We start from the raw sequence: 23217 nt of genomic DNA on the forward strand, positions 1-23217 counted from the left end.
ATCAGCTCTGGGATGACCTCGACGCCGCGACCAGGGCGGCCGGTACAGATCGGTCAGCCATCACCCGACAGTTCTGGGAGTGGTACGTGCAGCGCCCGGGCGCTCACCTGCCCGAGCGAAGGGAGGAACCTCATGTGTGAAACATGCTGGGATGATCGCGGGCGCCCAGATGTGTGGAACTCGAAGGTGAAGCGGGCACTTGAACTTGTGGAGACTATCTACGAGACAGAGCCGGTAGGCGGGCCGCTGCATGTAGTAATCGACGACTGGAACATCGACGGCACCATCACCGTCGACACTTACGACATCGGTGAGGACATCGACCAATGCTCGCCAGAAGCCGACATGGCCATTCGCGAATTGGTGCCTCTCCTCAATCGGATGACGGTTGCTGAGCGCGCTTCGGCACTTGCCCGCAACGATGGCTACCTACCGAGGGAGCCCAGCCTGTGACCGCCGACCTCGTGCAGTTCCTCCGCGCCCGACTCCACGAGGACGAGCTGATCGCGCGCAGCGTGCAGGACCGCAGTACCCCCTGGGACGGGCAGTGGGTGCCCGACGGGACGAACGTGCTGCGCACCAAGAACGGCCATGTCCTGACCTACGGCCACGCGACCACCGACGGCCGTGATCTGCCGATGCCGCTGAAGCCTGGGCTCGTAGACCACTGGGCGCGTCATGATCCGGCCCGTGTCCTCGCCGAGGTCGACGCCAAGCGGCAGGCCCTCAACCACTACGAGCGCATCCAGCAGCACACCAAGAAGAGCAACGGCGGGGACGACTACATCCTCGCCGAGGGCGCGGTCTGCCGGCAGATCGAGTTCATGGCCCTGCCGTACGCCGACCACCCCGACTACCGCACAGAGTGGGCGCCCCCGCGCCCGTAGCCAGGACACGAAGGAGCCCCACCCGAATCCTGGGTGGGGCTCCTCGTCGGTTCAGTCAGCCCTTCTGCGGCGCACCGGGAACGGGCTTCGGCTCGGTCGGGTAGTGGCCGCCACGCGACGCCGAGTACGTCGTCTCGTGCCCCTTCAGGCGGGGGTCGTCGGCCGGAGGCTGGGGAGGGCGGAGTGCCATGATGCTGGTCCTGTCTCGTGATCGGGGTAGGGAAGCCCCGGGGCCGGCCGGTCAGCTGCCAGGCGGGCGGCCAGCCCCGGGCGTCAGACGGTGTACGCGCGGCGCTCAGTGAGGTCGGTGACGGTGACCCGGACCCCGTTCGCACTGCTCTTCACCGTGATGTTGTTGCTGTTGTTGGCGCCCTGACCTGCACCAACAACACCGTCAACCCCTTCCGGAGAGGGGTGGGAGAGGGGCGGCAGATCGTGCCCCTTCACACCGGTGCTGGTGCCGCGGCCCTGCATCCGCACGTCGGAGATGGGGATCCCGGCTGCGGTGAGGACCCGGCGGACACTGCCGGGCGGGGCGCCGAGGTGGTCCTCGATCGCGGTGAGGTGAACGTGGGGAGTGCCGAGTCGGTGGGCGGCGCCGACGACGGTGTCGATGTCGGGGCCGGGCGGGTGCTCCTTGCTGAGGGACACCGGATCCTCCTCCGGCCCCTCCTCCGACTCAGGGCCGGGCCCCTCGGCCACAGCGTCGGGCGCGGGCCGGGGCCTCCAGTCGGGGTGTCCGACCCACCACGCGGCACCAACCCAGCCCACGAACCCCACAGGGACGACGTACGGGTAGGGCTGAAGCGCGGTGAACAGGTGCGGACTGGCGTAGACCACCACTCCCCCGCGCAGCAGCACGGACTTCCACGTGCCTCCGAGGGCCTGCCGGGTAAGCACGGCGGCGCCAACGGCGATCCGGGCTGCGTGGTTCATCGGCCGGTGGTGGTGCCGGTGATGGTGGCGCCGACGCCGTCTCCGGCCTGCCGGGTGCCCTGGAAGATGCTGCCGACGAGGCCCCCGGCGCCGCCGAGGAGGATCGCGGCGATGGCGACGATGGCGACAGTCTTGCGGGTTTCGGCGGGAATGTTCCTCCACCGGCCGGCGAGAAACGCGACGAGGAGCAGGCCGATGATCACGCTGCCGGAGCTGATACCAGCGGACGAGACTCCGGCCTGGGGTGCGGCGAGCAGGTTGGGGTTCATGACTGCACTCATTTCGATGCTGCGTAGAGGGCGAACCAGATGGCGAGGAACCACAGGAGGATGCGGCGGGCGCGGCGGCTGACGAGAGCCATGGCCGTGAGGGGGAGGAGGACGAGGAACGCCCAGTAGCTGACGACGTACAGCGAGACGATCTGGTCAGCGGGCATCAGTTGTAGCCCCCTCCGCCTTTGCCGATGCCGGGAGCGGGGCGAGGGGCCGGGGTGGGCTTCTTTCGGGACAGGACGGTGCGGACGTAGGATTCGCCGACCTGAAGCCCGGTGGTGCGCCTCACCTGCTCCACGACCGCCGCAGCCTTGGCGTCAGGGCCGAGGACTGATGCGGCGTTGAGGATGGCGTCGCTCTTGCTGGGCAGGACAGCGGGCCTGACCTGCGGCGCATCAGGCGCATCATCGCGTTCCAGGGTGATGCGGGCCGGCGCGTGGCCGAGAACGAGTGCGACTTGGACGGCCGAGACGTGGACGCCGTATGAGGTGAGCTCGGCGGCAAGGTCAGCGGGTGGGGCGCTGGGCTTCGCGGAGTGGGCGAAGCGGATCGCGTCGGCGGGGTCCATGTCGGCGAAGTGGTCGCGGAGGACAGCTGATGCGCTGTGCCGCTTTACGGGATGCGGTTGCGGCGCGGGTGATGCGCTGCTGGTGACGTGGGTGACGGCGCGTCGCTTGGTGGCGGCCCAGGCGTCTTCGGTGGCGAGGAGCCAGCCCCACATGCCGTACCGCGGGAGGGTGACGGGTGTGTCGCCGGTGGTGGCGCGATGGCGGGCGCGGACGGCGGACCATGCGAGTCCGGCGATGAGGAGGAGGGCGACGGTGGGGGTCGCGAAGAGCAGGGTGGCGCCGAGTCCGCCGTTGATGTGGTGGGCGTGCAGCCGGTTGAGGTAGATGGAGACGCCGGCCATGCCGAGGGTGGCGAGGTGGGGGCCGAGGGCGGAGCGGTTTTCCTGGACGGCCTGCCCGGCGAGGTAGAGGGCGGCGATGGCGGTTCCGTCGTATACGGCTGCGGTGAGGACGGCGAGTGCGTGGGGGACGCCGTAGATGTCGTGGGCTACGACGTAGAGGGACCAGGCGGTGAGGGCGGCGGCGGCTCCGCCGATGAGGGTGAGGCTGGCCCACCAGGCGATGCGGGTGTGCACGTGGTGCTCCGGGGCGTTGGTGGGCCGGGCTCGCGCGGGTGGTCAGCGCGGGTCCGGCCCGGTCGGTGGGGTCAGGCGGCGCGGTGGGACTCGGCTTCGCGGGCGTCCTGCTCGCGGCGGTAGTCGTCGTCGGCGCGCGCCAGGAGCTCGGCGACGGTGGCGTCAGCGTCCTCGATCACGACGTCACCGCCTTCAGGACCAGGAGCAGCCGGGCCGCGAACTCGCCGCGGGTCTCGTGCTCGCGCCGGGCGGGCAGGGCCTCCCAGATCAGCGCGTACAGGCGGTCGGCCTGCTCGTCCCAGTCGTACAGCTGGACCGCCCAGCCGCGGACGATGGCGCGGAGGTGGAAGTCGGTGATGGGGTCGGCGGGGTCGCGGTCGCCGCAGCGGGTGTTCAGGTGGTTTGCGACGTGGGCGAGGCCGGCGCGCACGTTGTCGCCGTGGCGGGCGCGGCGGAGGTGTTCGTCCTGCTGGCTGAGCTGGGTACGGTGTCCCATGGCTGTCCCCTGTTCTGGCAGGTGGCGGCTGGCCCCGGTCGGGCTCTCACACACCGACCGGGGCCGTTCTGTTGTGCTGAGAACGACCGTAGCACTTGTTTGCGTCAACGCAAATAAGTTGAGAGGATGGGGCCATGCCCAGCTCCCCACGGGAGACACCGCGCGAGCCGGAGGCACCCAAGTTGGTGACGATCCCGCAGATCCCGGCCCTCCTGGAGGCCGTCGGGCTGAAGAGAGTGGGTCCGGCGCGCATTCGCCAGCTGGCGGCCGACGACAAGGACTGGCCAGCACCGGTCTTCGAGACGGGGCGCACGCGGGTCTTCGAGTGGAGCGCTGTGGAGCGCTACTTCCGCAGCCGGACGCTGCGGCAGGGCGAGCGGACCGACTTGAAGGCCAAGGAGAACGATGCGGGAGCCAGTGAACGGCCCGATGATTCACCCGGGAGTGCAGGGCAAGGAGTCTGAGGAAACGGCCGTGTACCGCCTGTATGACGAGGCGGGACGGACGCTCTACATCGGCATGGGGCGTAACCCAATGGGGCGCTGGGCCGCGCATGCCAACCAGCACTCCTGGTGGCCGGACGTCGTTCGCTTCTCAGTGCACTGGTTCCCGACGCGCCAGGATGCTGCGGCCGAGGAGCGCCGCGCGCTACGCGAGGAGGCCACGGTCCACAACATCCACGGCACGGAGCGGCACGGCCTGGTCACGGGCGCTGGAGTGCGGCGGGCCCTTGGCGACCGCCGCAACTTCTTCGAGCGCTCCCCGGCCGCAGAGTAGCCCCACGCACAGGGCCCCCGATCCTCCAGAGACTCGGGGGTCCTGCGCCGCCCCAGCGCTCCCAAGCGCCCTGGCGTGCTCCGTTGTGTGCCCTACTAGTCTCGGGTGGCATGACGCAGCACGAGAGCCTCATCGCCCACGGGCGCGGCGCCACCGCCGAAGGCTGCCCCATCGATCACTGCGACCGCCCCATGATCCCATTCCGCAGCGACCGGGAAGCCGTCGAACACATCGCCAGCCACACCATGGAAGACCTGGTCTGGGCACTTCTGGAGCACAAGGCGATCATCGCGGAGTTCCTCGACGTTGTGGACGAGGATGACGCCGAGGACCTGCTGAAAAGCGTCCGCGCCGCCGCCGCGCAGTCCAGGCGCGGCCGGCTCTGAGTGGGCGTGGGGTCGATATCCTGATCGTCGTGATCGAGGGGGCGTCCGCAGCTGAGCTGAACGACGAGATCCGCCGACTGGCCGGTGCCGGCCGCGCGGGGTCGGAGGAGTACCGCCAGCTGCTGGAGGCGTGGGTGGTGGCGGTGCGCGCCGAGCGGGAGCCTGCGGCCTAGGATCCCCGGGTGGCAATCGAACTGAACGACGACCTGATCGGCCTGCAGCGGGCGGCGGACGACGCGCACGCCGAGGTGCGCCGGCTGCAGGAGGAGTACGGCCGGCCGACCCAAGAGGGCGGCTGGACCGACGAGCAGCACGCGGCGTGGAATGCGGCGATGGCCGTGTGGCGGGAGCGTGCCGACGAGGTGCAGCAGGCGATCACCGGGCATGCGGCGGCGACCGGGCAGGACCGGGGGAAGCTGGAGGCGGCGGTGAAGACTGCGGTCTGCCATTCAACACCGGACGGGGTCTGACGCGCGTCCGCCCCGCCGGGCGCTGTCCCCGCGAGGGGTCCGGTGGGGCGGATCCGTGCAGCTGCAGCCCGCAGCATCCCCCGCAAGTCGTGGTGCTTGCGGTTGATGTGTCCACGGTAGCCGAGGGTGCTGACAGTGGCCGGGGTGCGCTGACCTGGGCCGCAACTCCCCTTCTCACTCTTTCCTCTGTACTCCCGCCCCCGCCGGATGCGGGAGCTGGCGTCACCGTCTTGCCTTCAGGCGTGCTTCGTCTCCCACGGCCAGCTGGCATCCCGGCCCGCGTCGAGGAGCGGGATCATGCGGAAGGCCGAGTCGGTGAGCCCACCCATCGCATGCCGGTTACCGCTGCCCGAGGGCATCGCCCCCGCCTTGTAGCCGGCCATGTTCCACATGTACACCGGGACCGTCTTCGGGATCAGGTCGTCGATGCGGGTCTCGGGCATCCCGCCGTGGTAGCCGTAGGCGTTCGACGGCAGCCAGCCCGCCCGGGTCTGCTCGTCGGTGACGATGACAACCCGGTCGTGGCCTGCGTAGTGCTGCTTGACGGCGGACGGGATGTCCGTGCCGTCGATGCCCCCGAACGCTTCGATCAGCCGGAGGATGCTGCCGCCCTTCGGGACGCGCATCGCGTTCGACTTCATCCCGAACTCGACGAGGGTCGGCTCCTGGGCGCGCAGAGCCAGCGCGGACCCGAACACGGCGGCCTGCTCGGCAAGGGTGATGTCCGACCCGTTGGGCGTCGAGAAGTGGTAGCCGGGGAACATCGACGGCGACCGGTCGACGAGGATCAGCGTCCGGCCCGGCAGGGCGGGGACGTTGGCCAGCGAGTGGCCGAGGGCCTGCTCGAGGGCGTGGGCCCAGCGCAGCGACGGGGCGTGCTTGTAGGCCGCCCACCAGCGGAACGGGAACATGCGGGACTTGGCGACCTGCCCAGCGTCCGTGAAGCGTGCGGCCACGGTAGCAGCGACCTCGTCGGAGACGCCGGCCTCGTCGAAGTTGCGGAGGTTGCGGGCCAGCGCCATCAGCCCCATGGACGGGATGATCGCCTCCCAGGCCTTGGCGTCCATCGGCCCCTGGAGCCAGCCGGCGAGGGCCTCCCAGGTCATGCCTGCATGGTTGAGAAACTCGGCCGCGTCCGGGCGGCTGACCGCGGCGCGGCGCTTCTCGACGTCCCACTCGGCGATCGCGGCGCGGGACTGGAGCAGCGGCAGCGAGAGAGGCGGCTCGTCTCCGCGGCCATGTCGTCGGTCGATGGCGTGCTTGAACAGGTCGCCCTGCCAGAGCGCGGCCGGGGCGGGGTGGGTGAGTTCGAGGACGTCGCCGAACCGGTAGCCCTTGGATGCGGTGTCGTACTTGAGGAGGGCCCGCTCGGTGTACAGGCGGCCGACGGCGTCTTCGATGCCGCGCTTGACCGGCTTGGGGATGCGGCGGCCGTAGCGGGACGTCCAGTAGCCGAGGAGTTCGCCGGGCTCGTCGGCACGCTGCAGGACGGAGGCGATGACGCGGCGGTTCGAGGCCGGGCCCTCCGCGGTGACGACGGCCGCCCCGGGGGTCTTCTCGGCGTCGAGGCGGGCCTTCACGAACTCGGCAGCGCCGACGAGGGATGCGGTCCGCATGTTCCCCTCGCCGCGGAGCCAGCCCAGCAGGCCGGCAGTCCAGACCGGATCGGCGACAGCGAGCGTGCGGACGAGCTGGGTGAAGCGGTCGTCGCGCTTCCCGCCGTTCTCGTAGAAGGTGTCCTGGCCGACGAGGTTGGAGACGGCGAGGAGGAACAGCTCGCTCTTCTCGTCGCGGAGGTAGCCGGTGGCGCCCTCGTGGGTGGTCGCGGTCTGCCCGGTCGACTTCACGGGCGAACTGACGGCAGGGCGGGTCGTGCGGGTGTTGAACCTGGACATAAAAAAGCCCCTCACATGGGAGGGGAGGTCAAGCGTGGGGTGCCCGAGATCAAAGTCGGTGACGGGAACGTAGGTGCTCTACCAACTGAGCTACCGACGCCGAAGCGTCGACCGGGACTCGAACCCGGGACCACCCCATTAGCAGTGGAAGTAACCGTCTCCTGCGCACCGGGCACCCCGATGCTTGTGCCTCCCGAGATCAAGGACGGCCTGCAGCGTGATTTCACCGAAGAAGTAGCTGCGGGCCTGCGCACCGGGAGGTGCATGAAGTTGTGCGACGAGCGTACCGCAAAGAGCCGGAACCGGACAGGAGTTACGTCATGGCCGGAACACGAGGTTCGGCGCCAGATAGCGCATAACGTTCCCCTAGGGGCTCGGTGAGATCAGCTTGTTCGGATCCAGCCGACCATCCTCCCCGGTCCACCCCAGATCCTCCATCACCCGGCCGACGACGATGGTGTTGTAGTCCTCCTCCGTCAGCCGCTCGCACACCTTCGGCCGGGGCCTGGCCGGCGTGTCCTTGGGGCGGGCCTTGACGGCGGCGATGCACTGGTCGGCGGTCTGGTCGTAGGACGGTTCGCTGCTGCACGCGGTGGCGGTGAGCAGGAGGCCGGCGAGGACGGCGGCGGTGTGGGTTCGGTTCATGGGTACGCAGGGTGGCGCGCCGGGGCGCGCCCTGCGCGGGGTGTTGCTGGTTCGTAACCTCGGGCTAGCGAGTGTTCCAGTTGTCGACGGCCCAGACGAAGACCGCGACCGCGCACACGCAGCCGATGACCGCGCCCCACAGGGCGGCTACCGCCAGCCAGCCGCCCACGTCGTGGTAGGCGCCGACGGACATGGTGGTGACAAAGGCCAGGGGTAGGGCGACGGCGATGGTGCGGGCGACGAGTTGTTTGGGGTTCACGGGCTGGGCTCCTGGGGGTCGAGGGCGGCGAGGATGCGGTCGCGGAGGGCGCCTTCCGGCACGAAGTCGGCGGCCTGGGTGAGGAGGCCGAAGGCGTAGCCCCACTTCTGCGTGGCGTCGGTGGCGCGCTGTTCGGCGGCATCGCGTTCGGCCTCGGCCTGTTCGGCACGGGCAACGGCTGCGTTCCAGTCGCGGGCGTACATGTCCCGTTCGTCGTAGAGGCGGTGAAGTGCTGGGTCGGTGATCGAGTCGGCGGTGTGCCGACCGGGCGCGGAAGGTGCCAGGTACTTGGATTCGCTCCAGTCGGCGTGGCAGTGATGGCCGCTGGTGTGACCGCACGGGCATACCAGGTTGACGACGGTGATCACGATGTGGGCTCCTGGCGGTCGTTGAGGGCGGCGCGGACGGCTTGCAGTACTTCGCCTGCGGTGGGAATCGGCCAGCAGTTGGGGTCGCCCAGGACGCCTCGACCGTTGAACGAGGCGACGGCTGCGGTGACGCGGTCGAGCGCGGCTTCGGCGGCCTGCCTGCGGGGCCTCTCGCCCTTGTGGTCCATCAGAAAGCACGTGCTCGCCTCGGTGAACGCTTCCAGGACCCGGCCCGCCATGTCGAGGCGCTGGGCGGGGGTGGCCCGGTTCCACTGCCACAGCCACTGTGCCGGGGTGGGTTGGACGTTCTCGTCTGGGGGCGGCTCCTCGCCCTCGTGCAGGGCGGCGAGCGCGGCCTCTGCCTGTTCAGCCCGGTGGGCGTAGGACCCTGCCGCGGCGTCCGCGCTGTCGGACTCCGCCCATGCGGTGGCTTCGGCCTCTGCGCGTTCGGCGCGCTGCCGCAGTTGCTCGTAGTCGTCGGCGGTGGGGCCGGCGTCACCGCGGCCGCAGTGCGGGCAGTAGCCGCTGTCGTGGCAGTCGCCGGCAAGGAGTTGGCCGAGAACCGCATGCAGCTGGGTGACGGTGTCGCGGGGCAGGGCCAGGGTGGGCGGGTCGGGCTGGTCGTTCACAGGACGTCTCCCTTGATCGTCAGGGTGTGGATGCGTCGCTTGCGCCAGTACGTGGGCCGGCCTGCTGCGCGTCCGTGGTCGCCGGGGATGTAGCGGCGCGGGGCGTGCAGGTCGAGGTGGGCTTGCTCGTCGGGGTCGGGTGCCGGGGCGGTGTCGCAGGGCTCGACCTCCCACCCCGGCAGGAACAGCTGCTCCGTCACGGCGCCGGCTCGGTGGTCGGCGTGAGCGCGGCGCGAAGGCCGTCGAGCCCTTCCTGGGTGAGGCCGATGTCGACGGACCATGCCTGCGTGTCGAGGTAGGTGATGTCGGGGAGGTGGAGGATCACGCCGTCGCCGTTCGGGTTCGGGGTGATCGTGGGCTGGTCGGTCATCGGCTGCTCCCGTCGTCCTGGGTGCCGAGGATGGTGCGGGCCACGGCGAGGGCGCGGCCCATGACGTCGCAGGCGTAGTCGTCGCAGGCAGGCCGGTCGTGGTCGTGGGCCATCTCGGGGTAGGCGGCGGCGAAATCGGCCGTCGCGGCGAGCAGCTCAGCGAGCGAGGTGCCGACGCCGGGGTGCATGGCGGCGAGGTAGGCCGCGTTGTTCCAGGCGTTCCGGGTCTCGTCCCAGGCCTGGTGGCTCCAGGTTGGGACCCACGCGATCAGTTCGTTGTCGTTGACGTTCTCGCGGTCGGTCAGCACGGTGGCGGTGTGGCCGCCCTGGTTGAGGTGGGTGTCGTGCTGGTACCAGGGGCCTGCGGTCGCGGCGGTGGCGAGCGTGCGCAGCCTCTCGGCGGCGGCGTGCAGTTCGTCGGCGGCGCTCACTGCCCGGCCCCCTCGGCCTCGTCGTCGGCCGGGTCCCACGTGGCCAGCTCGTCGCGGGACGTGGTGGCCCACACGTAGGTCGGGCAGGGGTGCGACCAGCCGCACTCGGTGCAGTGGCCGGACGTCATGCCGTGCCCGGCCTGGTCCTTTGAGTGGGCCTCGGCGATGCGGGCGAGACGCCCGGCGTCGCTGCCGTTGTCGTCCCACACGATTTCGGTGGCGCCTCCGTGGCCGTGTACGGCCTTCGCGTCGCTGATGCGGTCCCAGTGGACGGTGGAGGGTCGCTCGCCGCGCCAGCGGAGGCTGGCGGTGCCGTCGGGCCACAGGATGCCGTCGGCGACGATGCCAGTGCCGGAGACCCCGGAGACGTCGGCATGGCGGAGGAGGTGGAAGCGGCGGGAATTGGTCACGGTCGGGTCCTTCCGGTGGATGCTGGTGGGGTCGGCCGCCCTGCCATGCCCGCAGGGCGGCCGGTGGCTGGTCAGGCGGGCGGATCGATGTCGAGCGCGGCCAGTACCGCGTTCAGGACGGTGTCCGGGTCGGGGCCGGCCGCCCAGTCGAGGCCCTCGATGGCGTGCCAGGCGCGGTCGTGCTCCAGGTCGGTGAGCTGGCGGCGCTCAGACGGGCGGGCGTCGGGGCAGGGCGTGTGCGAGCCGGGGCTGTGAATCCAGCCCGACACCGGCCCGCTCCGCCGTTCGATCGGGTCGCCGCAGACGCACTGCGGTCCGGCGGCGGGGTCGGCCCACTTGGGGTCCCGGAGGGTGACGCCGTTGAACTGGTGGTCGGCGGTGGCGAGCAGCCCCCAGAAAGCGCGGCTGGCGTCCCCGGCGGGGCGGGCGAGCATCTCGCGGATCTCGTCGCGGCTGATCTCGACGTGGATGCGTTCCTCGCCGGGGATGCGGTTCATGTAGACGCGGTCAGGCACGGTCGGCCTCCTCGGCGGCGCGGCGGATGCGGGCCACGGCCTCGCGCGCGCCGTCGTCGTCCTCGTCGTGCTGGCCGTACCGCTCGGCCTCGATGGCACTGCACTCGGCGAGGACCGCGGCGAGGCGGCGCTCGGCCCGCTGCCTGAACTCGTGCGGTGTCGGCCGCTGTCGGCGCTGGATGGTGACGGTGTAGTCGTCGGTCGGGTTGTCGCCGCTGCGCAGGTCCATCGACACCGACGGGGCGCGCATCTCCGTCTCGACGTAGTTCTCAGCGCCGTAGCCGTCGAGGACTCCCCGCATGCTGGCGACGAAGATCTTGAGGATTTCGGTCGCGGGCTCCAGCGACAGGGAGGCGACGCCGTCGCGGATGTCGAGGCCGCGGAGCATAGTGCCGTCGACGAGGATCTCGGCGGCCAGGTCGCCGAGGGCGTCGAGGGCGATGTCGGCTGCGCGGTCGTAGCGGGTGGGCTTGGGCCGCCAGTCGGCGCGGGTCTCGCGGAGCGCGGTTTCGATCATGTCGCGGGCTTGCTTGCGGCGGGCCGCGCGCTGCTGCTCGGTCAGTTCCGGCACGGTCGTGTCCTTTCGGTGGTGTGGGTGGTGTCCGGGCCGGCCGCCCCAGGACAGGGGCGACCGGCGGGGCGGGGTCAGGCGGAGTGCGCTTCCAGCGGCCGGGTGCAGCGGTCACAGCGGATGTGGTCGCCGACGTAGCTCACGCACTTGGCGGCAGCCGCCACGGTCTCGCCGTCTGCCAGTGCCACGGCGAAGCAGCGTGCGCAGTGCCGGTCCCCGCAGTGCTGCCCCTTGTGGTGGGCGGCGGCGATGCGGTCCAGCTCGGCGCGGATGGCCGGGTTCTTGACGATTCCGTCGGCGATCCAGAAGGCGAGCTTCCACGTGTCGACGCTGAGGTTGATCTCCTGGGCGAGGAGGTGCTTGAGGCGGTCGTCCGGCGGCGGGTACTCCGGCATGTGGGTTTCTCCTTGTGCGCGGGTCGGGTCAGGCGGGGTTGCCGTTTGCGGGCCGCCGGTGGCCCATCTGGCGGCCTAACGGGGTGCGGTTGGACTAGGTAGGCCTTAGCGGCCCTGCGGAGCCCTCAGAGGCCTTGCTGGCCCTCCGCTGCGCATTGCGGTACGCCCGCTCGCCCTCCGGGCACCCGTACAGGCACGCCTTCGGGTCCTCGCCCCGCCGGAGGTGCGCCTCGTAGCCGGCGTGGTCGCCGTGCCGCTGCGGGCGGCCGTCGAGGATCCCGGCCCGGCAGGCGAGGAAGACGGCCTGTGGCATCGACCGTGCACCGAGCTTCCTGAGCAGTTGAGATGCGAGCTTGGCGGTGTACGGACGGCCGGTGCCGAGTTCCCGCGCGATGTGCTCGTAGGTGTAGCCCGCGGCCGAGAGTTCCAGAACGCGGAGCTCGCGTTCGTCAAGATCAGGCCCGGTCACGACCCAGTCCCCCCTGCGCGCGCCGCAGCTCGGCGAGCTCCTCACATAGGGCGTCGTACCGCTGGCGGGCGGCAAAGAGGGCCTTCCGTGCGTCCTCGGCGTCCGCTACGAGTCGGCGGCGTCGGGCTTCGTACTCGGCGGGGGTGAGGGACATGGTGGTGGTCTCCGTTCGCGAGAGGCGGGCTGCTGGCGTTCAGGCGGTGCCGATGTACCGGTAGCCGGTGCTGGTGGGCCGGAACCGGTCGAGGCGGATGCGGGTCGCGCGGCCGTACAGGACAGGCGAGTGGTCGCGGCCACTGACCTCGGTGACACGGGCGTGGGTACCGTCGATGCTGTCGATTCGGATGCGGCGGCCGAAGCCGCGCTTGTCGTTGTCCTGCCAGATCTGGCCAACGGCGGGGGCGGGGGTGGTGTCGGTCATCGGGGTCTCCGTTCGTGAGAGGGTTGGTGGGCGCCCCGCCCTCCTTCACCGAGGGCGGGGCGTCCTGCTGTCAGGCGGCGTCGTCTACCGGCTGGCCGGAGCGGCAAGACCAGGGGGAGCAGCCGTCCGGGTCGCCGGCCTCAAGCTCGACGTCGGCGACCTGGCCGAAGATGTCGGTCTGGCGCTGGGCCCATTCGTGGGCGGTAACGCGGTCGATGGGCGCCTGGTCAAGCGGGAGGCGGGACCGGTGGAGGTACGCCTCTCCGAGCAGTGGCTTGCCGTTGGCGTTGCCGCGCGCGTTGCCGGAACGGATGGCGGCGTCGAAGGCGACGGCGTCGGCCCACTCATCGGGCTGCTCGTCCCTGAGGCGACGCCACTGCGAGTTGCCATGAAAGGGACACCCAACGCACGCACTCTTGGGGGTGGTCTCCCAGCCGTTGATGCGCAGGTAGCGAAGGCAGTCGTCACGGGTCCACCCCCCCCGGCCGTCGGCTGCGCCGCCAAGGTCGAGGAGTGGGAACGCGCTTCGGAGGTACTGGATACCGGAGTCCTTGGCCCGGCCGATCTCGTCGCGGCTGATGCCGATCCACTGCTCGGCGTACAGGCCGCGCGGCACGGGCCGCGGGTGCGGGTAGCCGAGGAGCCGTCGGGCCTGCCGCTTGATCGGCTTGAGCTTGTACTCGCCTGTGCACTGGCGCCGGGTCATGCCGTCGCCGCCGTCCTGGTTCTTGATGAACAGGGGCATGGATGCGAAGCGGTGGGCGGGGTTGAGGGCGTCGTCGCGGATGTTGCCGGCGGAGACGCGGTACAGCGGGATCCCGGCGGGCTGGAGTGCCTCGACTTCGAGCCGGTCGAGGTGGCGGTACACAGCCGCGGGTTCCCAGCCGGTGTCGGCGAAGATCGCCCCGTCGAGCTTGGGTAGGCGGCCCTCGGCGGACAGCAGGGCGAGGGTGGTGGATTGGACGCCGGCGCCGAGGCTGAGGAGCCGGAGCGCGGGCTGGGCGGCGGTCATCGGTCTGCCTTTCGGGGTCGTGGTGGGATGGGCTGCTGCCAGTCGGTGCCGTCGAGGGCGGCGGTCACGGAAGGGCCAGGACGATCGGCTCGCCACTGCCGGCCGGGGCGCCGCACAGGCACCACTCGCAGTCGCACGAGTGCTCGGCGTACTCCATGGCCTCGGTGTTGAAGTCGGCATCGGCATCCGCCAGCGGGCCGCCCCACCGGTTGTCGGCGCGCTCGGCCTCGACTGCCTTCCGGACCGCGGCGAGGGCTTCCTCGAGGAGGGTGAGCCGGTGGTCGACGATGTCGGGGTGCCACTTCAGGTAGCCGCGGACCTGGGTGTCGGCCCAGTCGGTGATGAGTAGGTGGGCTGCGGTGGTGAGGTCGTGCATGTGGATGTCGATGTCGCTCATGGGGTGTTGTCTCCCGGTTTGTGGTGTACCGGCCGGCGTGTAGTGCGTGTTTGTTGTTCGCCGTGGTGGGTGGCCCAGCCGAGGGTGGCGGCGAGGATGAGGCTGAGGGCGGCCCATGCGGTGAGCGTGAGGAGGAGGGCGGTCACGGGTTGTCCAGCTCCAGTTGGCCGGCGGCGGCGATGGTTGCGCGGCGGGTGGCTGCGCGGGTCTCGGCGTGGTGTTGGCGGTCGTAGTGGAGGTGGCAGCCCTGGCATATGGCGCGGAGGTTGGTCGGGTCGCAGTTCTCGGGGGTGTGGTCGGGGTGGGCGGTGGTGAGGATGACGTGGCTGCCGGTGCCGTAGGCGGGTTGTCCGTGGGTGTTGGGGCAGCGGCCGTTGTGGGTGTCGCGGCCGCATTCGCCGGTGCATTCGCAGCGGGATTGGGCTCGTTCGAAGCGGATGTGGCGGCTGATGGTGGGCCAGTTGGTGGGGTAGCGGTTGCGGTTTTCGGGGCGGATGGGCATGGCTACTCCTCGTCGTTTTCGTCGTCGGGCAGGGGGTAGCCGGACTTTTCGAGGTCGTGGATGAGGTCTGAGGCGTCCCATCCGGCGCCGTCGTTTACGTCGATGTACCAGCGGCGGATGATGTCGAGGGCTTCGGTGACGGTGGGCTCGTGGGGCTGCTCCCAGTTGCAGGTTTCGTTGCCCTTCTGCTTGACGTCGCGGTGTATGTCGAGGTGTTGGGGGCTGCGCTGGCAGGTGTGGGTGTGGCTGGGCTTGGGGCAGGTGTGCCCGCAGGTGGCGCCGCCGGCCTGGCGGGCCATGTCGCGCTCGCCCGCGATGACCTCCTCCAGGTGTTCCAGGGGTACGAGGACGGATGTGCCGCCGCCGGTGTGGGGGATGGTGGTGAAGGCGACGACGGGTTGTCCGTTGGGGCCGTGGTCGGGGGCGATGACGAGGCGGTCGCCGGTGGGGTCGGTGTACTCGAAGTGGTTCACGGGGTTCTCCTGGGTGGGGGCTGGGGCCGGCCCGAGGGCTTACGGGCCGGCCGAGGGCGGGGTTAGGCGGACAGGGCCTCGCTGCACTTCGCGCAGTACGTCCGGGCGGTCAGCAGCGCGTCGAGCGGGTCGTGTAGGTGGACCTGGATGACATCGCCGCCGCAGCCGGCGTGCTCGACGTTCTCGGCGCGGTAGGTGCGTTCCAGGCCGCCGCCCCAGTCCTCGGCGTTGATGAGGGTCCAGGTGATCTCGTCGGGCAGCTGGTTGGTCATGTGGGTCTCCTTGTACGCGCGGTTTGGGGGTCGGTTCAGGCGGGTCAGGCCCGGTTTTCGAGTTCGGTGATGCGGGCTTCGAGGGCGGTGATGCGGGCGGCGAGGTTGTCCTCGCTGCTGAGTTGGTGGTTGGCGGTGCAGGTGCACCAGGTGAGGAGGCGGGCGGTGTTGGGGCTGCCTTGGTTGCTGGCGGTGCCCAGGCATCCGGGCATGACGTCGTCGTTGAGGTCGGGGCAGCGGTGGCAGTGGGGTGGGCAGCGGTGCGGCATGGCGGTGCTCCTCAGGCTGCGTCGGGGTGGCTCGTTACGAGTTGTTGAATCTCGTACGAGGTGGACAGGTGGACAAGGTGGACGCGTGTCCACCACCCCCTGTCTCGCGTAGCGCGCGAGTGAGAGTAAATGTCCTTTTTCTTATAGTTTGTTGGGGTGGAAAAGTGGCCCGATTTCTCGCGACAGGGGGTGGTGGACAAATGTCCACCTGTCCACGTCCACCTTTTCCGCAAAGGTGGACACGGACTTGTCCACCTTCGATTAGTCCGTTTTGACACAGATCCGGTCCCCCTCCTCAAACACCCACCCGCGGGCCACCGCGAGGGACACCGCCTTGTCCGCAACCGGCCGGTCCCGGGACGCCAGGGCCTTCTTCAACCCGCCGTACGTGATCCCCCCGACGGTCGAGGCGTGCCGGCGCACAAGGTGGGCGACGCGTTCCAGCGTCAGATCCGCATCCTTCTTCGCAACGTGGGAACGGAGTTCGGCGTGGACCTTGGCGTCTTCGGCGCGCTGCTTCTCCGCGGCGGCTTCGCGCTGCGCCCGCAGGACGAGCGAGTCACGGACCTTGCAGGAGGACTCCCAGGCGACTTCGGCGAGCGCCCAGTCGTCTTCGGTGACCTCGTAGCGGCTGCCGTCGAGGAGCGCGAAGAGGGCGGCCAGCTTGACCTTCATGAGGCCGGCGTGGCCGTCGAGTTCGGCGACTTCGATCTCACCGCGGCCGCGGGCGACACGGTCCTGCCAGAGCATCTTGCGGATGCGGGCGGGGAAGGTGATGTCGACCGGCTGGTCGGGGCGATGGCGGCCGGGGTGGGGTTCGATGGGGCCGGGCCAGGCGGGTGGTTCGTCGGGGATGGACGGGTCGTCGGCCCAGCCCCAGTAGAAGCGCTGCGGGGTGCCGGTGTGGGCGTCGGCGAGGAGGACGGTGGCAATCGACGGCTGGAACCCGGCGAGGAGACCGAGGCTGTACGAGCCGGGAGCGATGTAGCGGGTGCGTTCCTCGGAGGCGTTGGTCTGGCCGAGGGCCTCGCCGATGGCCGCGCGGCGCAGGGTCTCGCCGAGGATGGATCCAGAGCGTTCGGCGAGCTTGGCGAGGGTCTGGCCCTCGTCGACGTAGAAGAACGCGTTGTGGCGGGTCTGCTTGCGGACCTTGGCCATGACCGGATCGCCCTTGTACGGGCCTTTCTGGTGAAGTTCGCCGGTCGGCTCGTCGACGGTGCCCATGAACGCTTCGGCGATGCCTTCGCCGGTGCCGATGGGCAGGCCGTCGCGGAAGTCGTCGTCGGCGGGGGCCATGAGGTCGCGGACGCAGCCGGCGGAGATGGACTTGCCGGCGCCGGAGGTGCCGACCATGGCGGCGAACACGTTGAGGGAGGCGCGGCCGCCGATGCCGGTGACGGCGCGGATGTGGTGGGAGAGCATGCCGGAGAGCCGGGCGAGGGTGCTGTACAGGACGAGGTCGCCGGAGCAGCCTTGGGAGTGGGCGGCCTGTCGCATGTGCTGGAACACGGGCCGGGACGCCCAGAACTCTTCGGGCAGGAGTCCGGGGCGGCGGGCGGCCGGAGCGTCGGTCTCGTCCTCGGGTTCGTCGGCGTTCGCGGGGTCGACGATGACCTGCCAGATGTCCTCGGCGGGCGGGCGGGCGGCCGGCGGACGGAACTGGCGTGAGATGTCGGTGAGGACGGGCTGTGGCAGCGCGCGGGCAGCGGGGCGGGCGTCCTGGCCGAACGCGGCGCGCAGCACGTCGAGGGCGGCCTCGCGTTCGTCGCCGTTGTAGTGCAGGTGGGCCCACAGCGTCGGCACGGTGAGTTTCCTGCCCGTGGACTGCTGTCCGACGGGCAGCCCGGACCTTTCGGACCAGTTGACGGCGACGTGGTCGTCGCAGACCAGGCTGTAGTCGCTGTCCGCAGCCCCTTCGGCCCCGGCGGGGCGCAGCCACTTCTGTCGGCCGTCGGCGGCGGTGCCGCGGTAGGTCCAGCCCTGGGGTTCGAGGATGTCCTGGAAGGTGAGGTGGGTGGCGAGGACGTCGAAGACGCCGGTTCCGGCCGGGCGGGGAAACGGGGCGGGGCGGACGGGGGAGGGGGACGCGGCGGGGCGGCCGGTGCGGGCGTCATGCCGGGCGCGCTTTTCGGTGGTGGCTTTCTCCAGGGTTCGGCGCGCGTCGGGCTCCAGGAGGGCGATTGCCTCGCGCATGACGGCCAGGTCGACGGGCCGGCCGGTACCGGGGTAGCTGGTGGACGGCCGGGAGTAGCCGCCCTTGCGGTTGACGGTGCCGGGGATCCGCATGAGCCGGTCGAGGTTGCCGACCTGGGTGTCCCAGGTGCAGCCGTGGTGGTAGGCGGCGGCGCCGAGGATGGCCTGGAGCGCGGATGTCATCTGCTCGATGGCGGCCCGGTCGTCGTCGGTGATGATGTGGGTGGCGGTGAGGCGCCAGACGGGGTTGCAGCCGCCGCCGGTGTCGACCCACCCGGACGGCTCGGGGAGTCCGGTGGAGGCGACGATGTCGCGGACGTGGCCGGCGTCGATGGGGTGCGGCATGTCGTCGGGGCCGGGTTTGTGCCCGATGTGCCCGTAGTCGCCGTCGGCCCACAGCCAGGTGAGGCCGTGCGCGAGGTCTTTGCCGCCGCGGCCTTTGGTGGGGTGGTCGCGGAGGGTGGTGACCTGCGTGTAGATCCCTTTCGGGAGGCGGGTGTCGAGGTCGGTGATGTAGCGGACGGCGGAGGCGAGGCCGATGTCGTCGGTGGTGAAGCGCCGGCCGACCCAGCGGTCGGCGTCTGAGCAGATGCTGAGGAGGCCGGGCGCACCTTGGTAGGTGTAGGCGAGGGAGGCGCGGACGAGGTCGATGTTGGCTGCCTCGGGCGGCGTCTGTGCTGCCGTGCTCACGTGCGCCCCTTGATGATGTCGTCGGCGATGTTGGTGATGGCGGTGATCCAGTAGTGGGCGGCGGCGCGGATGGTCTGGGGGGAGGGCTGTTCTGCGAGGTGTGCCCTGATGGACTGCAGCTCCAGGTGGTCCAGGTCTGGGGCGGGGTGGCAGTGGGGGCATTCGAGGTGGGCGCGGATGCTGGCCTGGGTGATGTGGGCGCGTGCTCGCTCGTGGTTGGCGGCGGCCCGGAGGATGGTGTCGAGGGGGGTGCGGGGGGTGGGCCAGGTGCCGGGCCGGGGCCCGTTGTGGGCGTGGTCGTCCGCCGGGTGCGGGTCGGGGTGGCGGGTGACCTTGTCCACGGCGCTCCTCAGAACAGGGTGGTGGGCTCCGCTGGCGGGCAGCGGTGCTCAGTGACGTGCGGGTGGGGGCAGGTGGCGGGGTGGCTGGGGCCGGTCCACGCCAGCCAGGGCGGGGAGTGTGCGCTGGTTTGGCGTAGGCACCAGATCAGCCGGTTCGGTTCGCGTACCGCGTTCTGTTCGGCCGGGGTGAGCGGCGTCAGGTCGGCGGTGACGGTGACTGCGGCCGTGCGGCCGACGAGCCGGCGGAGAATGGGGGCCCGACAACGCGGGCAGCGGGAGCCGGCGTCTCCCGCGCTGCCGGGCCCGGTCATCAGGCCGCGTGTTCGTCGAAGGTGCCGTCGCTGGTCCGCTCGCGGTACAGGTCGCGGAGCAGCTGGCGGAGGGTGAGTTCCCACTCGGCGTTGGGCGCGATCTCGAGGTCGGTGATGCGGACCTTGACCGAGGGGTTCTTGTCCTCGTCGGGGCCGGGCTCGGTCCGCTCGACGTGGGCGAGTTCGACGATGGCGATCCAGTGGCCCTTGCGCTGCTTGAACATCTGGTCGGCGTGGGGTTCGAGGGCTTCGGCGACGTCGGTGAGGATCTTGCTGTCGAGCTTGACGTCGGCGTCGACGCGAATCGGGGTGCTCATGCTGCTTGTGCTCCTTCGGTGGGGGCGGCTGCTGGGCAGGTGGCCGGGTGGGTGATGCGGATGTGGGAGGTGAACGCCTTGACGGCTTCGGGGCCGGTGACGGTCTCGGAGGTCCAGCCGCAGGCCAGGCACTCGTAGCGGGCGCGGGGATGGCGGGTGTAGTGGATCTGCCCGGCCCGGTCGCCGTGCCTGATCTCGCGGCCTTCGCCGGCGTCGATGAACAGGGCGCCGGTGATGCGCAGGCCGGTGTCCATCAGGCGGCCTCGGCCCAGCGGGCGCGGGCTTTGGCGAGGTCGGCGCGCTCGGCAGGGCTGAGGCCGCCCCACACGCCGTACCGGTGGCTGTGGGAGGCCGTGCCTTCCTGGCGCATGGCCTCGGCCAGGCATTCCTCGATGACGGGGCAGCGTCGGCAGATCTGCTTGCTGACCGCGGTCGTGTTGTCCTCGCCGCGTTCGGGGAAGAACAGGGCGGGGTAGGTCTGGGCGCAGAGCGAGTTGGCCGCCCAGTGCAGCGCGGGCGCGAGGTTGTCGGGTGCACGGCGGGTCATGGGGTACCCCCGAACAGGGCGTTGTACGTGGCGTTCAGACGGGCCCGGTCTTCGGCGTCGTCGACGTGGGCGGGAGCGACGCAGCCCGGGATGCCGCAGCTCGTCTTGGCTTTGCCGACGGGGTCGCGGCCGGTACGGATCCGGAAGGCGATCTTGTGGGGGCTGTAGTTCCTCCCACCCCAGTGGATTTTGAAGCTGCCGGTGTTCGAGACGTGCCCGGTCCACCGCAGGTGGCCGCCGGGCAGCGGCGTCGTACGGGCCCAGAACAGTTCCTCCGGGCTGGCGGTGCTAGCGCCGCCGCCGTGCGGGTTGGTGATCCCGAGAGCCACCCGGGCCACCTGCACCCGCCGAGGGGCGGTGCGCAGTTCGCGGGCGATCGCGGCGTTCGACAGGCCCGCGCGGAGCAGCGCGGCGACGTCAGGGCGGACGATCACCGGGCCACCGCCGGAACCTGATCGGGCCACGCCACGCTGCCCAGCGCGCGGGTGTGGCTGTCGGGCAGCGCGACGACCGGGTAGCCCAGCCAGTGCGCACCCAAACAGGCCATGGCGACGGCGTCGGCCTTGTCGTACCGGGAGGCGCCCTCGCACTCGACACCGAAGTGCTGGCGGACCCCGTCGCGGACCTCGCCCTTCCCGGCGTTGCCGTTGCCGGTGGCGTACATGGCGCGGACCTTGGGCGGGCACACGGCGTACGGCAGGTTACGGCGCCACAGGTCGTGAGTGATCATCCACCACAGGCCGCCGAGCTCGTGGTGTCCGGCCTGCGCGCCGTGCCCGAACGCCGGTCCCTCGACGACGACGAGGTCGGCGGCCTTGGTGCGGTCGTAGATTTCGCACTTCAGCCAGGACAGCCGCCGGTGGCCCTTGTGGCGGGGCTTGAGGGCTTCGGCCCAGTCGACGCCGGCGATGCCGGTGGAGGTGAGGGAGAGATCCAGCCCTATGACGAGGGGGCGGTTGGGGCCCGCGGCCGGGAGGGTGGTCATCCCGGGCGCGGGGGTCTCGGTCAGGCTCACGCGGCCACCCCGGGGCGCTCCGAGATGCCTTCGTTGTCGGCCTGCAGTACGGCCAGCCGCCGCTCCAGCAGCCGCGCCCGCTCGACCGCCTGGCGGAGGTCGTAGCGCAGCGCCGCGGTCTGAGCGTCGTCGATGACGCCGGCACGGAGCTGGTCGATCAGGCGGGCGCGCCGCTCAAGCTCGCGCGTCAGGTACAGGATCCGGTCGTCGCTGCCGGTGTTGCCGCTGCGCATGAGTTTGACGACGGCGGTCTCGGCGGCGTCCAGCCGGGTCTCCAGGTCGCGGATCCTCACGGCCTGTCCGGCGATCACCCCGGCCTGGCGGGCCTGGTCGCCGCGGAACCGGCGGATGAGGTCTCGTACACGCATCACAGGTCTCCGTCCTGCTGGTGGGGGATGAACGGCCACTCCGTGCGCACGCCGTCGGCCCAGGACTCCTTGCCGGGCGTCCGCCTGAAGTAGTCGGCGAGCGACAGGGCCTGCTCCGCGGCCCAATCGACCTGCCGGGAGTGGAGGGCTGGCAGGGTGAGCGCCGCCAGCTCGGGCCGACTGGCGCCGATCCGCCACGCAACGCGGCACGCGGCGAGCGCGTCGGCGTCGGCGGTGTGCGCGCCATCGAGGCGGACGCCGTACGTGCGGCAGAGGTCTTCGAGCTTCCGGCCGCCGCGCCGGTAAGGGTCGACCTGCTTGTCCAGCACCCGCGGGTCGAGGACCCGCAGGGCGTCGCCGACGGTGTCGGTGAGGGGGTGCACGCGGTGGCGGCGGGCCTCGCGGTCGAGGATGGTCAGGTCGAACGCTGCGTTCATCGCCACGATCGGGATGCCAGCGAGCACGACCTGCGACAGGGCGGCGACCAGCTGCTCGACGACCTGCCCGGCGGGCTGGCCTTCGGCCTGGGCCTGTTCGGTGGTGATGCCGTGGACCTTCGCGGCGCCCTCGGGGATCTCGACGCCGGGGTTCGCGAGCCAGGTCGCGGACTGGGTGGGGTGCCCGCCGCCGCACTGGACGACGCAGGCGGTGACGATGCGGTCGTGCTCGACGTCGATGCCGGTGGTCTCCAGGTCGAAGCCGCACAGGCGGCCGCGGTACCAGCTCATCGGCGGGCCCCCGATCCGGGCTGCGCAACGGCAGGCCAGTCGGACGCCGTCGGCGGCTCGTCGTCCTCAACGATCTCGGCGTCCACCGCGCCGTCCTCGTCCAGACCGTCCTCGTCGTCCAGCGCGCCGGTCTGCGGATCCACCCCGCGGGCGATGTCCGCGGCAATCCGCTTCAGGTCCTCCAGCAGCTCCGGCGAGCCGTGCCCTGCCTGGTCGGCCTTCCGCCATACGGCGATCACGTCGGCCTCGGTCCGCTGGTTGCGGGCCTCGGCCAGGTAGTCGGGGCGCGGTGCCTCGATCGCGGGCCGCCCGACAAGGACGCCCGGGTCGAGGGCGGCCGCCGTCGACAGCGGCCCGGACAGGGCGTGCCGGAGCTTCGGCAGCGACGGCACCACCATGACGACGGGGAAGTTCTTCGTCTCGCCGTCGGCCACGCGGCTGCGCTGCTCGATCCACATGCGGACCGGCATCATGCTCTTGCCCTCGGTGGCCTGGAGCACGGTGTCGACCCCGCCGGCCATCGCGTCGGCCGCGTAGTACGACTTCGACTCCAGCCGCCACACACCCAGGTCGGGCAGCTCGGGCAGCATCACGTTGATGCGGCTCGTCGGCCGACACACTTCTCGCGGGGAGCGCAGGTGCCAGTCCGGCCCGTACCGGGCCAGGCACACGCAGGGCTGGCGGGTCTTCTGCTCGGTCTCGCCGTCGCAGCGGCGCGCGCAGCCGCCGCCGGACCACATCTCGTACGACTGGGAGAGCGGGTCCCCGGCGGGGAGAATCGCCCGGATTTCGCTGGCTTTCGAGATGACCCGGTACTGGGCGATCTTCTGGTTCTGCGGGGTCCACGTCTCGACCTCGCCGCCCCACAGCTCCGCGGCCGCGGCCACGTAGTCGCGGGAGTGGGAGCTGAACACGAACGTCGTCGACTTGACGGGTACGGGCCGCTTGTTCGGGTCGCGGTGCGGCCGGCTGTAGCCGGTACGGATGCGGCCCAGCTCGGCGGCCTGCCGCTTCATGGTCATGATTCGGGAGCCCA

The 23217-nt window shown here is 70.9% G+C and carries 43 protein-coding genes and 1 tRNA gene; 7 read left to right on the forward strand and 37 right to left on the reverse strand.

Annotated elements, in window-relative coordinates:
* Window positions 1-186: 186 nt before the first annotated feature.
* Both ACIPXB_RS08230 and ACIPXB_RS08235 read left to right on the forward strand, forming a co-directional pair.
* Window positions 187-453 (forward strand): hypothetical protein, encoded by a 267-nt coding sequence (locus ACIPXB_RS08230; protein ID WP_401446086.1) that lies wholly within the window; start codon window positions 187-189, stop codon window positions 451-453.
* Window positions 450-887: a DUF6221 family protein gene (locus tag ACIPXB_RS08235; RefSeq protein WP_401446088.1), complete on the forward strand. Its 438-nt coding sequence runs from the start codon at window positions 450-452 to the stop codon at window positions 885-887. The genes ACIPXB_RS08230 and ACIPXB_RS08235 overlap by 4 nt, the downstream gene beginning before the upstream one ends.
* Before the next feature lie 55 nt (window positions 888-942).
* Here ACIPXB_RS08235 and ACIPXB_RS08240 read toward each other — a convergent pair whose 3' ends face one another.
* The 6 genes from ACIPXB_RS08240 to ACIPXB_RS08265 all read right to left on the reverse strand — a co-directional run bounded on the left by ACIPXB_RS08240 (window position 943) and on the right by ACIPXB_RS08265 (window position 3735).
* Window positions 943-1077, reverse strand: coding sequence for a hypothetical protein (locus ACIPXB_RS08240; RefSeq protein ID WP_401446090.1), 135 nt, complete (start codon window positions 1075-1077; stop codon window positions 943-945).
* An 83-nt stretch (window positions 1078-1160) separates the two neighbouring features.
* A complete protein-coding gene (locus ACIPXB_RS08245; protein WP_401446092.1) occupies window positions 1161-1823 on the reverse strand; it encodes a hypothetical protein in 663 nt (220 codons plus the stop codon).
* Window positions 1820-2092, reverse strand: a complete 273-nt coding sequence (locus tag ACIPXB_RS08250; RefSeq protein WP_401446095.1) for a hypothetical protein — start codon at window positions 2090-2092, stop codon at window positions 1820-1822. Before ACIPXB_RS08250 ends, ACIPXB_RS08245 begins: the two co-directional genes overlap by 4 nt.
* Before the next feature lie 8 nt (window positions 2093-2100).
* Window positions 2101-2259 carry a hypothetical protein gene (locus tag ACIPXB_RS08255; protein WP_401446097.1) on the reverse strand — a complete coding sequence of 53 codons (159 nt, stop codon included), beginning with the start codon at window positions 2257-2259 and terminating at the stop codon, window positions 2101-2103.
* Window positions 2259-3239 (reverse strand): hypothetical protein, encoded by a 981-nt coding sequence (locus ACIPXB_RS08260; RefSeq protein ID WP_401446099.1) that lies wholly within the window; start codon window positions 3237-3239, stop codon window positions 2259-2261. The genes ACIPXB_RS08255 and ACIPXB_RS08260 overlap by 1 nt, the downstream gene beginning before the upstream one ends.
* Window positions 3240-3414: 175 nt before the next feature.
* Window positions 3415-3735: a hypothetical protein gene (locus ACIPXB_RS08265; RefSeq protein WP_401446102.1), complete on the reverse strand. Its 321-nt coding sequence runs from the start codon at window positions 3733-3735 to the stop codon at window positions 3415-3417.
* Window positions 3736-3869: 134 nt separating this feature from the next.
* Between ACIPXB_RS08265 and ACIPXB_RS08270 the strand changes: the two genes are divergently transcribed.
* The 5 genes from ACIPXB_RS08270 (at window position 3870) to ACIPXB_RS08290 (ending at window position 5368) form a co-directional block, all read left to right on the forward strand.
* Complete coding sequence (locus tag ACIPXB_RS08270; RefSeq protein ID WP_401446105.1) at window positions 3870-4199, forward strand: hypothetical protein; 330 nt, start codon at window positions 3870-3872, stop codon at window positions 4197-4199.
* A 10-nt stretch (window positions 4200-4209) separates the two neighbouring features.
* A complete protein-coding gene (locus ACIPXB_RS08275) occupies window positions 4210-4512 on the forward strand; it encodes a GIY-YIG nuclease family protein (RefSeq protein WP_401446107.1) in 303 nt (100 codons plus the stop codon).
* A 110-nt stretch (window positions 4513-4622) separates the two neighbouring features.
* Complete coding sequence (locus tag ACIPXB_RS08280; protein ID WP_401446108.1) at window positions 4623-4898, forward strand: hypothetical protein; 276 nt, start codon at window positions 4623-4625, stop codon at window positions 4896-4898.
* Between the two features lie 29 nt (window positions 4899-4927).
* A complete protein-coding gene (locus tag ACIPXB_RS08285) occupies window positions 4928-5071 on the forward strand; it encodes a hypothetical protein (protein WP_401446110.1) in 144 nt (47 codons plus the stop codon).
* A 9-nt stretch (window positions 5072-5080) separates the two neighbouring features.
* Complete coding sequence (locus ACIPXB_RS08290; protein WP_401446112.1) at window positions 5081-5368, forward strand: hypothetical protein; 288 nt, start codon at window positions 5081-5083, stop codon at window positions 5366-5368.
* Window positions 5369-5604: 236 nt separating this feature from the next.
* Here the strand turns inward: ACIPXB_RS08290 and ACIPXB_RS08295 are convergent, their stop codons facing one another.
* From ACIPXB_RS08295 to ACIPXB_RS08445, 31 genes are all read right to left on the reverse strand, one after another.
* The gene (locus ACIPXB_RS08295; RefSeq protein WP_401446114.1) at window positions 5605-7263 is read right to left on the reverse strand and encodes a TROVE domain-containing protein; all 1659 of its coding nucleotides are present in this window, start codon (window positions 7261-7263) and stop codon (window positions 5605-5607) included.
* A 103-nt stretch (window positions 7264-7366) separates the two neighbouring features.
* A tRNA-Ser gene (locus ACIPXB_RS08300) sits at window positions 7367-7447 on the reverse strand.
* Between the two features lie 182 nt (window positions 7448-7629).
* Window positions 7630-7908, reverse strand: coding sequence for a hypothetical protein (locus tag ACIPXB_RS08305; RefSeq protein ID WP_401446116.1), 279 nt, complete (start codon window positions 7906-7908; stop codon window positions 7630-7632).
* Window positions 7909-7972: 64 nt separating this feature from the next.
* The gene (locus ACIPXB_RS08310) at window positions 7973-8167 is read right to left on the reverse strand and encodes a hypothetical protein (protein WP_401446118.1); all 195 of its coding nucleotides are present in this window, start codon (window positions 8165-8167) and stop codon (window positions 7973-7975) included.
* Window positions 8164-8535 (reverse strand): hypothetical protein, encoded by a 372-nt coding sequence (locus ACIPXB_RS08315; protein ID WP_401446119.1) that lies wholly within the window; start codon window positions 8533-8535, stop codon window positions 8164-8166. Before ACIPXB_RS08315 ends, ACIPXB_RS08310 begins: the two co-directional genes overlap by 4 nt.
* On the reverse strand, window positions 8532-9164 hold the full coding sequence (locus tag ACIPXB_RS08320; protein ID WP_401446121.1) for a hypothetical protein: 633 nt from the start codon (window positions 9162-9164) through the stop codon (window positions 8532-8534). The genes ACIPXB_RS08315 and ACIPXB_RS08320 overlap by 4 nt, the downstream gene beginning before the upstream one ends.
* On the reverse strand, window positions 9161-9364 hold the full coding sequence (locus ACIPXB_RS08325) for a hypothetical protein (protein ID WP_401446123.1): 204 nt from the start codon (window positions 9362-9364) through the stop codon (window positions 9161-9163). Before ACIPXB_RS08325 ends, ACIPXB_RS08320 begins: the two co-directional genes overlap by 4 nt.
* Entirely contained in the window at window positions 9361-9534 is a 174-nt protein-coding gene (locus ACIPXB_RS08330; protein WP_401446125.1) for a hypothetical protein, read from the reverse strand. The genes ACIPXB_RS08325 and ACIPXB_RS08330 overlap by 4 nt, the downstream gene beginning before the upstream one ends.
* Window positions 9531-9965: a hypothetical protein gene (locus ACIPXB_RS08335; protein ID WP_401446127.1), complete on the reverse strand. Its 435-nt coding sequence runs from the start codon at window positions 9963-9965 to the stop codon at window positions 9531-9533. The genes ACIPXB_RS08330 and ACIPXB_RS08335 overlap by 4 nt, the downstream gene beginning before the upstream one ends.
* On the reverse strand, window positions 9962-10375 hold the full coding sequence (locus ACIPXB_RS08340) for a hypothetical protein (protein WP_401446129.1): 414 nt from the start codon (window positions 10373-10375) through the stop codon (window positions 9962-9964). Before ACIPXB_RS08340 ends, ACIPXB_RS08335 begins: the two co-directional genes overlap by 4 nt.
* Before the next feature lie 71 nt (window positions 10376-10446).
* Window positions 10447-10890, reverse strand: coding sequence for a hypothetical protein (locus ACIPXB_RS08345; protein ID WP_401446132.1), 444 nt, complete (start codon window positions 10888-10890; stop codon window positions 10447-10449).
* A complete protein-coding gene (locus tag ACIPXB_RS08350) occupies window positions 10883-11461 on the reverse strand; it encodes a hypothetical protein (protein ID WP_401446133.1) in 579 nt (192 codons plus the stop codon). The genes ACIPXB_RS08345 and ACIPXB_RS08350 overlap by 8 nt, the downstream gene beginning before the upstream one ends.
* Before the next feature lie 74 nt (window positions 11462-11535).
* Complete coding sequence (locus ACIPXB_RS08355; protein WP_401446135.1) at window positions 11536-11856, reverse strand: hypothetical protein; 321 nt, start codon at window positions 11854-11856, stop codon at window positions 11536-11538.
* A 94-nt stretch (window positions 11857-11950) separates the two neighbouring features.
* Window positions 11951-12325, reverse strand: a complete 375-nt coding sequence (locus tag ACIPXB_RS08360) for a hypothetical protein (protein ID WP_401446137.1) — start codon at window positions 12323-12325, stop codon at window positions 11951-11953.
* Between the two features lie 193 nt (window positions 12326-12518).
* The gene (locus ACIPXB_RS08365; protein ID WP_401446140.1) at window positions 12519-12746 is read right to left on the reverse strand and encodes a hypothetical protein; all 228 of its coding nucleotides are present in this window, start codon (window positions 12744-12746) and stop codon (window positions 12519-12521) included.
* Window positions 12747-12816: 70 nt separating this feature from the next.
* A complete protein-coding gene (locus ACIPXB_RS08370) occupies window positions 12817-13758 on the reverse strand; it encodes a hypothetical protein (protein ID WP_401446143.1) in 942 nt (313 codons plus the stop codon).
* 64 nt (window positions 13759-13822) lie between these two features.
* Window positions 13823-14155, reverse strand: coding sequence for a hypothetical protein (locus ACIPXB_RS08375; RefSeq protein ID WP_401446145.1), 333 nt, complete (start codon window positions 14153-14155; stop codon window positions 13823-13825).
* A 142-nt stretch (window positions 14156-14297) separates the two neighbouring features.
* Window positions 14298-14657, reverse strand: a complete 360-nt coding sequence (locus ACIPXB_RS08380) for a hypothetical protein (RefSeq protein ID WP_401446147.1) — start codon at window positions 14655-14657, stop codon at window positions 14298-14300.
* 2 nt (window positions 14658-14659) lie between these two features.
* Window positions 14660-15130: a hypothetical protein gene (locus tag ACIPXB_RS08385; protein ID WP_401446150.1), complete on the reverse strand. Its 471-nt coding sequence runs from the start codon at window positions 15128-15130 to the stop codon at window positions 14660-14662.
* Between the two features lie 62 nt (window positions 15131-15192).
* Entirely contained in the window at window positions 15193-15402 is a 210-nt protein-coding gene (locus ACIPXB_RS08390; protein WP_401446153.1) for a hypothetical protein, read from the reverse strand.
* 44 nt (window positions 15403-15446) lie between these two features.
* Window positions 15447-15671 carry a hypothetical protein gene (locus ACIPXB_RS08395; protein ID WP_401446156.1) on the reverse strand — a complete coding sequence of 75 codons (225 nt, stop codon included), beginning with the start codon at window positions 15669-15671 and terminating at the stop codon, window positions 15447-15449.
* A 261-nt stretch (window positions 15672-15932) separates the two neighbouring features.
* The gene (locus ACIPXB_RS08400; RefSeq protein ID WP_401446159.1) at window positions 15933-18554 is read right to left on the reverse strand and encodes a hypothetical protein; all 2622 of its coding nucleotides are present in this window, start codon (window positions 18552-18554) and stop codon (window positions 15933-15935) included.
* Complete coding sequence (locus ACIPXB_RS08405; RefSeq protein WP_401446162.1) at window positions 18551-18895, reverse strand: hypothetical protein; 345 nt, start codon at window positions 18893-18895, stop codon at window positions 18551-18553. Before ACIPXB_RS08405 ends, ACIPXB_RS08400 begins: the two co-directional genes overlap by 4 nt.
* A 310-nt stretch (window positions 18896-19205) precedes the next feature.
* Window positions 19206-19523, reverse strand: coding sequence for a hypothetical protein (locus ACIPXB_RS08410; RefSeq protein WP_401446165.1), 318 nt, complete (start codon window positions 19521-19523; stop codon window positions 19206-19208).
* Window positions 19520-19777, reverse strand: coding sequence for a hypothetical protein (locus ACIPXB_RS08415; RefSeq protein WP_401446167.1), 258 nt, complete (start codon window positions 19775-19777; stop codon window positions 19520-19522). Before ACIPXB_RS08415 ends, ACIPXB_RS08410 begins: the two co-directional genes overlap by 4 nt.
* On the reverse strand, window positions 19777-20070 hold the full coding sequence (locus ACIPXB_RS08420; RefSeq protein ID WP_401446170.1) for a WhiB family transcriptional regulator: 294 nt from the start codon (window positions 20068-20070) through the stop codon (window positions 19777-19779). The genes ACIPXB_RS08415 and ACIPXB_RS08420 overlap by 1 nt, the downstream gene beginning before the upstream one ends.
* Entirely contained in the window at window positions 20067-20504 is a 438-nt protein-coding gene (locus ACIPXB_RS08425; RefSeq protein ID WP_401446173.1) for a hypothetical protein, read from the reverse strand. The genes ACIPXB_RS08420 and ACIPXB_RS08425 overlap by 4 nt, the downstream gene beginning before the upstream one ends.
* Complete coding sequence (locus tag ACIPXB_RS08430) at window positions 20501-21085, reverse strand: hypothetical protein (RefSeq protein ID WP_401446176.1); 585 nt, start codon at window positions 21083-21085, stop codon at window positions 20501-20503. Before ACIPXB_RS08430 ends, ACIPXB_RS08425 begins: the two co-directional genes overlap by 4 nt.
* Window positions 21082-21453 carry a hypothetical protein gene (locus tag ACIPXB_RS08435; protein WP_401446179.1) on the reverse strand — a complete coding sequence of 124 codons (372 nt, stop codon included), beginning with the start codon at window positions 21451-21453 and terminating at the stop codon, window positions 21082-21084. The genes ACIPXB_RS08430 and ACIPXB_RS08435 overlap by 4 nt, the downstream gene beginning before the upstream one ends.
* The gene (locus ACIPXB_RS08440; protein ID WP_401446182.1) at window positions 21453-22181 is read right to left on the reverse strand and encodes a 3'-5' exonuclease; all 729 of its coding nucleotides are present in this window, start codon (window positions 22179-22181) and stop codon (window positions 21453-21455) included. Before ACIPXB_RS08440 ends, ACIPXB_RS08435 begins: the two co-directional genes overlap by 1 nt.
* Complete coding sequence (locus tag ACIPXB_RS08445) at window positions 22178-23203, reverse strand: hypothetical protein (protein ID WP_401446185.1); 1026 nt, start codon at window positions 23201-23203, stop codon at window positions 22178-22180. Before ACIPXB_RS08445 ends, ACIPXB_RS08440 begins: the two co-directional genes overlap by 4 nt.
* Window positions 23204-23217: the final 14 nt, after the last annotated feature.

It is taken from the genome of Streptomyces sp. NPDC090022, assembly GCF_044748145.1.
Classification (GTDB): Bacteria; Actinomycetota; Actinomycetes; order Streptomycetales; family Streptomycetaceae; genus Streptomyces.

Bases quoted from the DNA above. Each gene is read 5' to 3' on its own strand.
- ACIPXB_RS08435 (WP_401446179.1), bottom strand. From the start codon at position 21,453: ATGCGTGTACGAGACCTCATCCGCCGGTTCCGCGGCGACCAGGCCCGC.
- ACIPXB_RS08370 (WP_401446143.1), bottom strand. From the start codon at position 13,758: ATGACCGCCGCCCAGCCCGCGCTCCGGCTCCTCAGCCTCGGCGCCGGC.
- ACIPXB_RS08445 (WP_401446185.1), bottom strand. From the start codon at position 23,203: ATGACCATGAAGCGGCAGGCCGCCGAGCTGGGCCGCATCCGTACCGGC.
- ACIPXB_RS08440 (WP_401446182.1), bottom strand. From the start codon at position 22,181: ATGAGCTGGTACCGCGGCCGCCTGTGCGGCTTCGACCTGGAGACCACC.
- ACIPXB_RS08415 (WP_401446167.1), bottom strand. From the start codon at position 19,777: ATGGACACCGGCCTGCGCATCACCGGCGCCCTGTTCATCGACGCCGGC.
- ACIPXB_RS08240 (WP_401446090.1), bottom strand. From the start codon at position 1,077: ATGGCACTCCGCCCTCCCCAGCCTCCGGCCGACGACCCCCGCCTGAAG.
- ACIPXB_RS08375 (WP_401446145.1), bottom strand. From the start codon at position 14,155: ATGAGCGACATCGACATCCACATGCACGACCTCACCACCGCAGCCCAC.
- ACIPXB_RS08380 (WP_401446147.1), bottom strand. From the start codon at position 14,657: ATGCCCATCCGCCCCGAAAACCGCAACCGCTACCCCACCAACTGGCCC.
- ACIPXB_RS08265 (WP_401446102.1), bottom strand. From the start codon at position 3,735: ATGGGACACCGTACCCAGCTCAGCCAGCAGGACGAACACCTCCGCCGC.
- ACIPXB_RS08280 (WP_401446108.1), top strand. From the start codon at position 4,623: ATGACGCAGCACGAGAGCCTCATCGCCCACGGGCGCGGCGCCACCGCC.
- ACIPXB_RS08410 (WP_401446165.1), bottom strand. From the start codon at position 19,523: ATGAGCACCCCGATTCGCGTCGACGCCGACGTCAAGCTCGACAGCAAG.
- ACIPXB_RS08255 (WP_401446097.1), bottom strand. From the start codon at position 2,259: ATGCCCGCTGACCAGATCGTCTCGCTGTACGTCGTCAGCTACTGGGCG.
- ACIPXB_RS08245 (WP_401446092.1), bottom strand. From the start codon at position 1,823: ATGAACCACGCAGCCCGGATCGCCGTTGGCGCCGCCGTGCTTACCCGG.
- ACIPXB_RS08390 (WP_401446153.1), bottom strand. From the start codon at position 15,402: ATGACCAACCAGCTGCCCGACGAGATCACCTGGACCCTCATCAACGCC.
- ACIPXB_RS08395 (WP_401446156.1), bottom strand. From the start codon at position 15,671: ATGCCGCACCGCTGCCCACCCCACTGCCACCGCTGCCCCGACCTCAAC.
- ACIPXB_RS08305 (WP_401446116.1), bottom strand. From the start codon at position 7,908: ATGAACCGAACCCACACCGCCGCCGTCCTCGCCGGCCTCCTGCTCACC.
- ACIPXB_RS08330 (WP_401446125.1), bottom strand. From the start codon at position 9,534: ATGACCGACCAGCCCACGATCACCCCGAACCCGAACGGCGACGGCGTG.
- ACIPXB_RS08420 (WP_401446170.1), bottom strand. From the start codon at position 20,070: ATGACCCGCCGTGCACCCGACAACCTCGCGCCCGCGCTGCACTGGGCG.
- ACIPXB_RS08250 (WP_401446095.1), bottom strand. From the start codon at position 2,092: ATGAACCCCAACCTGCTCGCCGCACCCCAGGCCGGAGTCTCGTCCGCT.
- ACIPXB_RS08270 (WP_401446105.1), top strand. From the start codon at position 3,870: ATGCCCAGCTCCCCACGGGAGACACCGCGCGAGCCGGAGGCACCCAAG.
- ACIPXB_RS08365 (WP_401446140.1), bottom strand. From the start codon at position 12,746: ATGACCGACACCACCCCCGCCCCCGCCGTTGGCCAGATCTGGCAGGAC.
- ACIPXB_RS08355 (WP_401446135.1), bottom strand. From the start codon at position 11,856: ATGCCGGAGTACCCGCCGCCGGACGACCGCCTCAAGCACCTCCTCGCC.
- ACIPXB_RS08295 (WP_401446114.1), bottom strand. From the start codon at position 7,263: ATGTCCAGGTTCAACACCCGCACGACCCGCCCTGCCGTCAGTTCGCCC.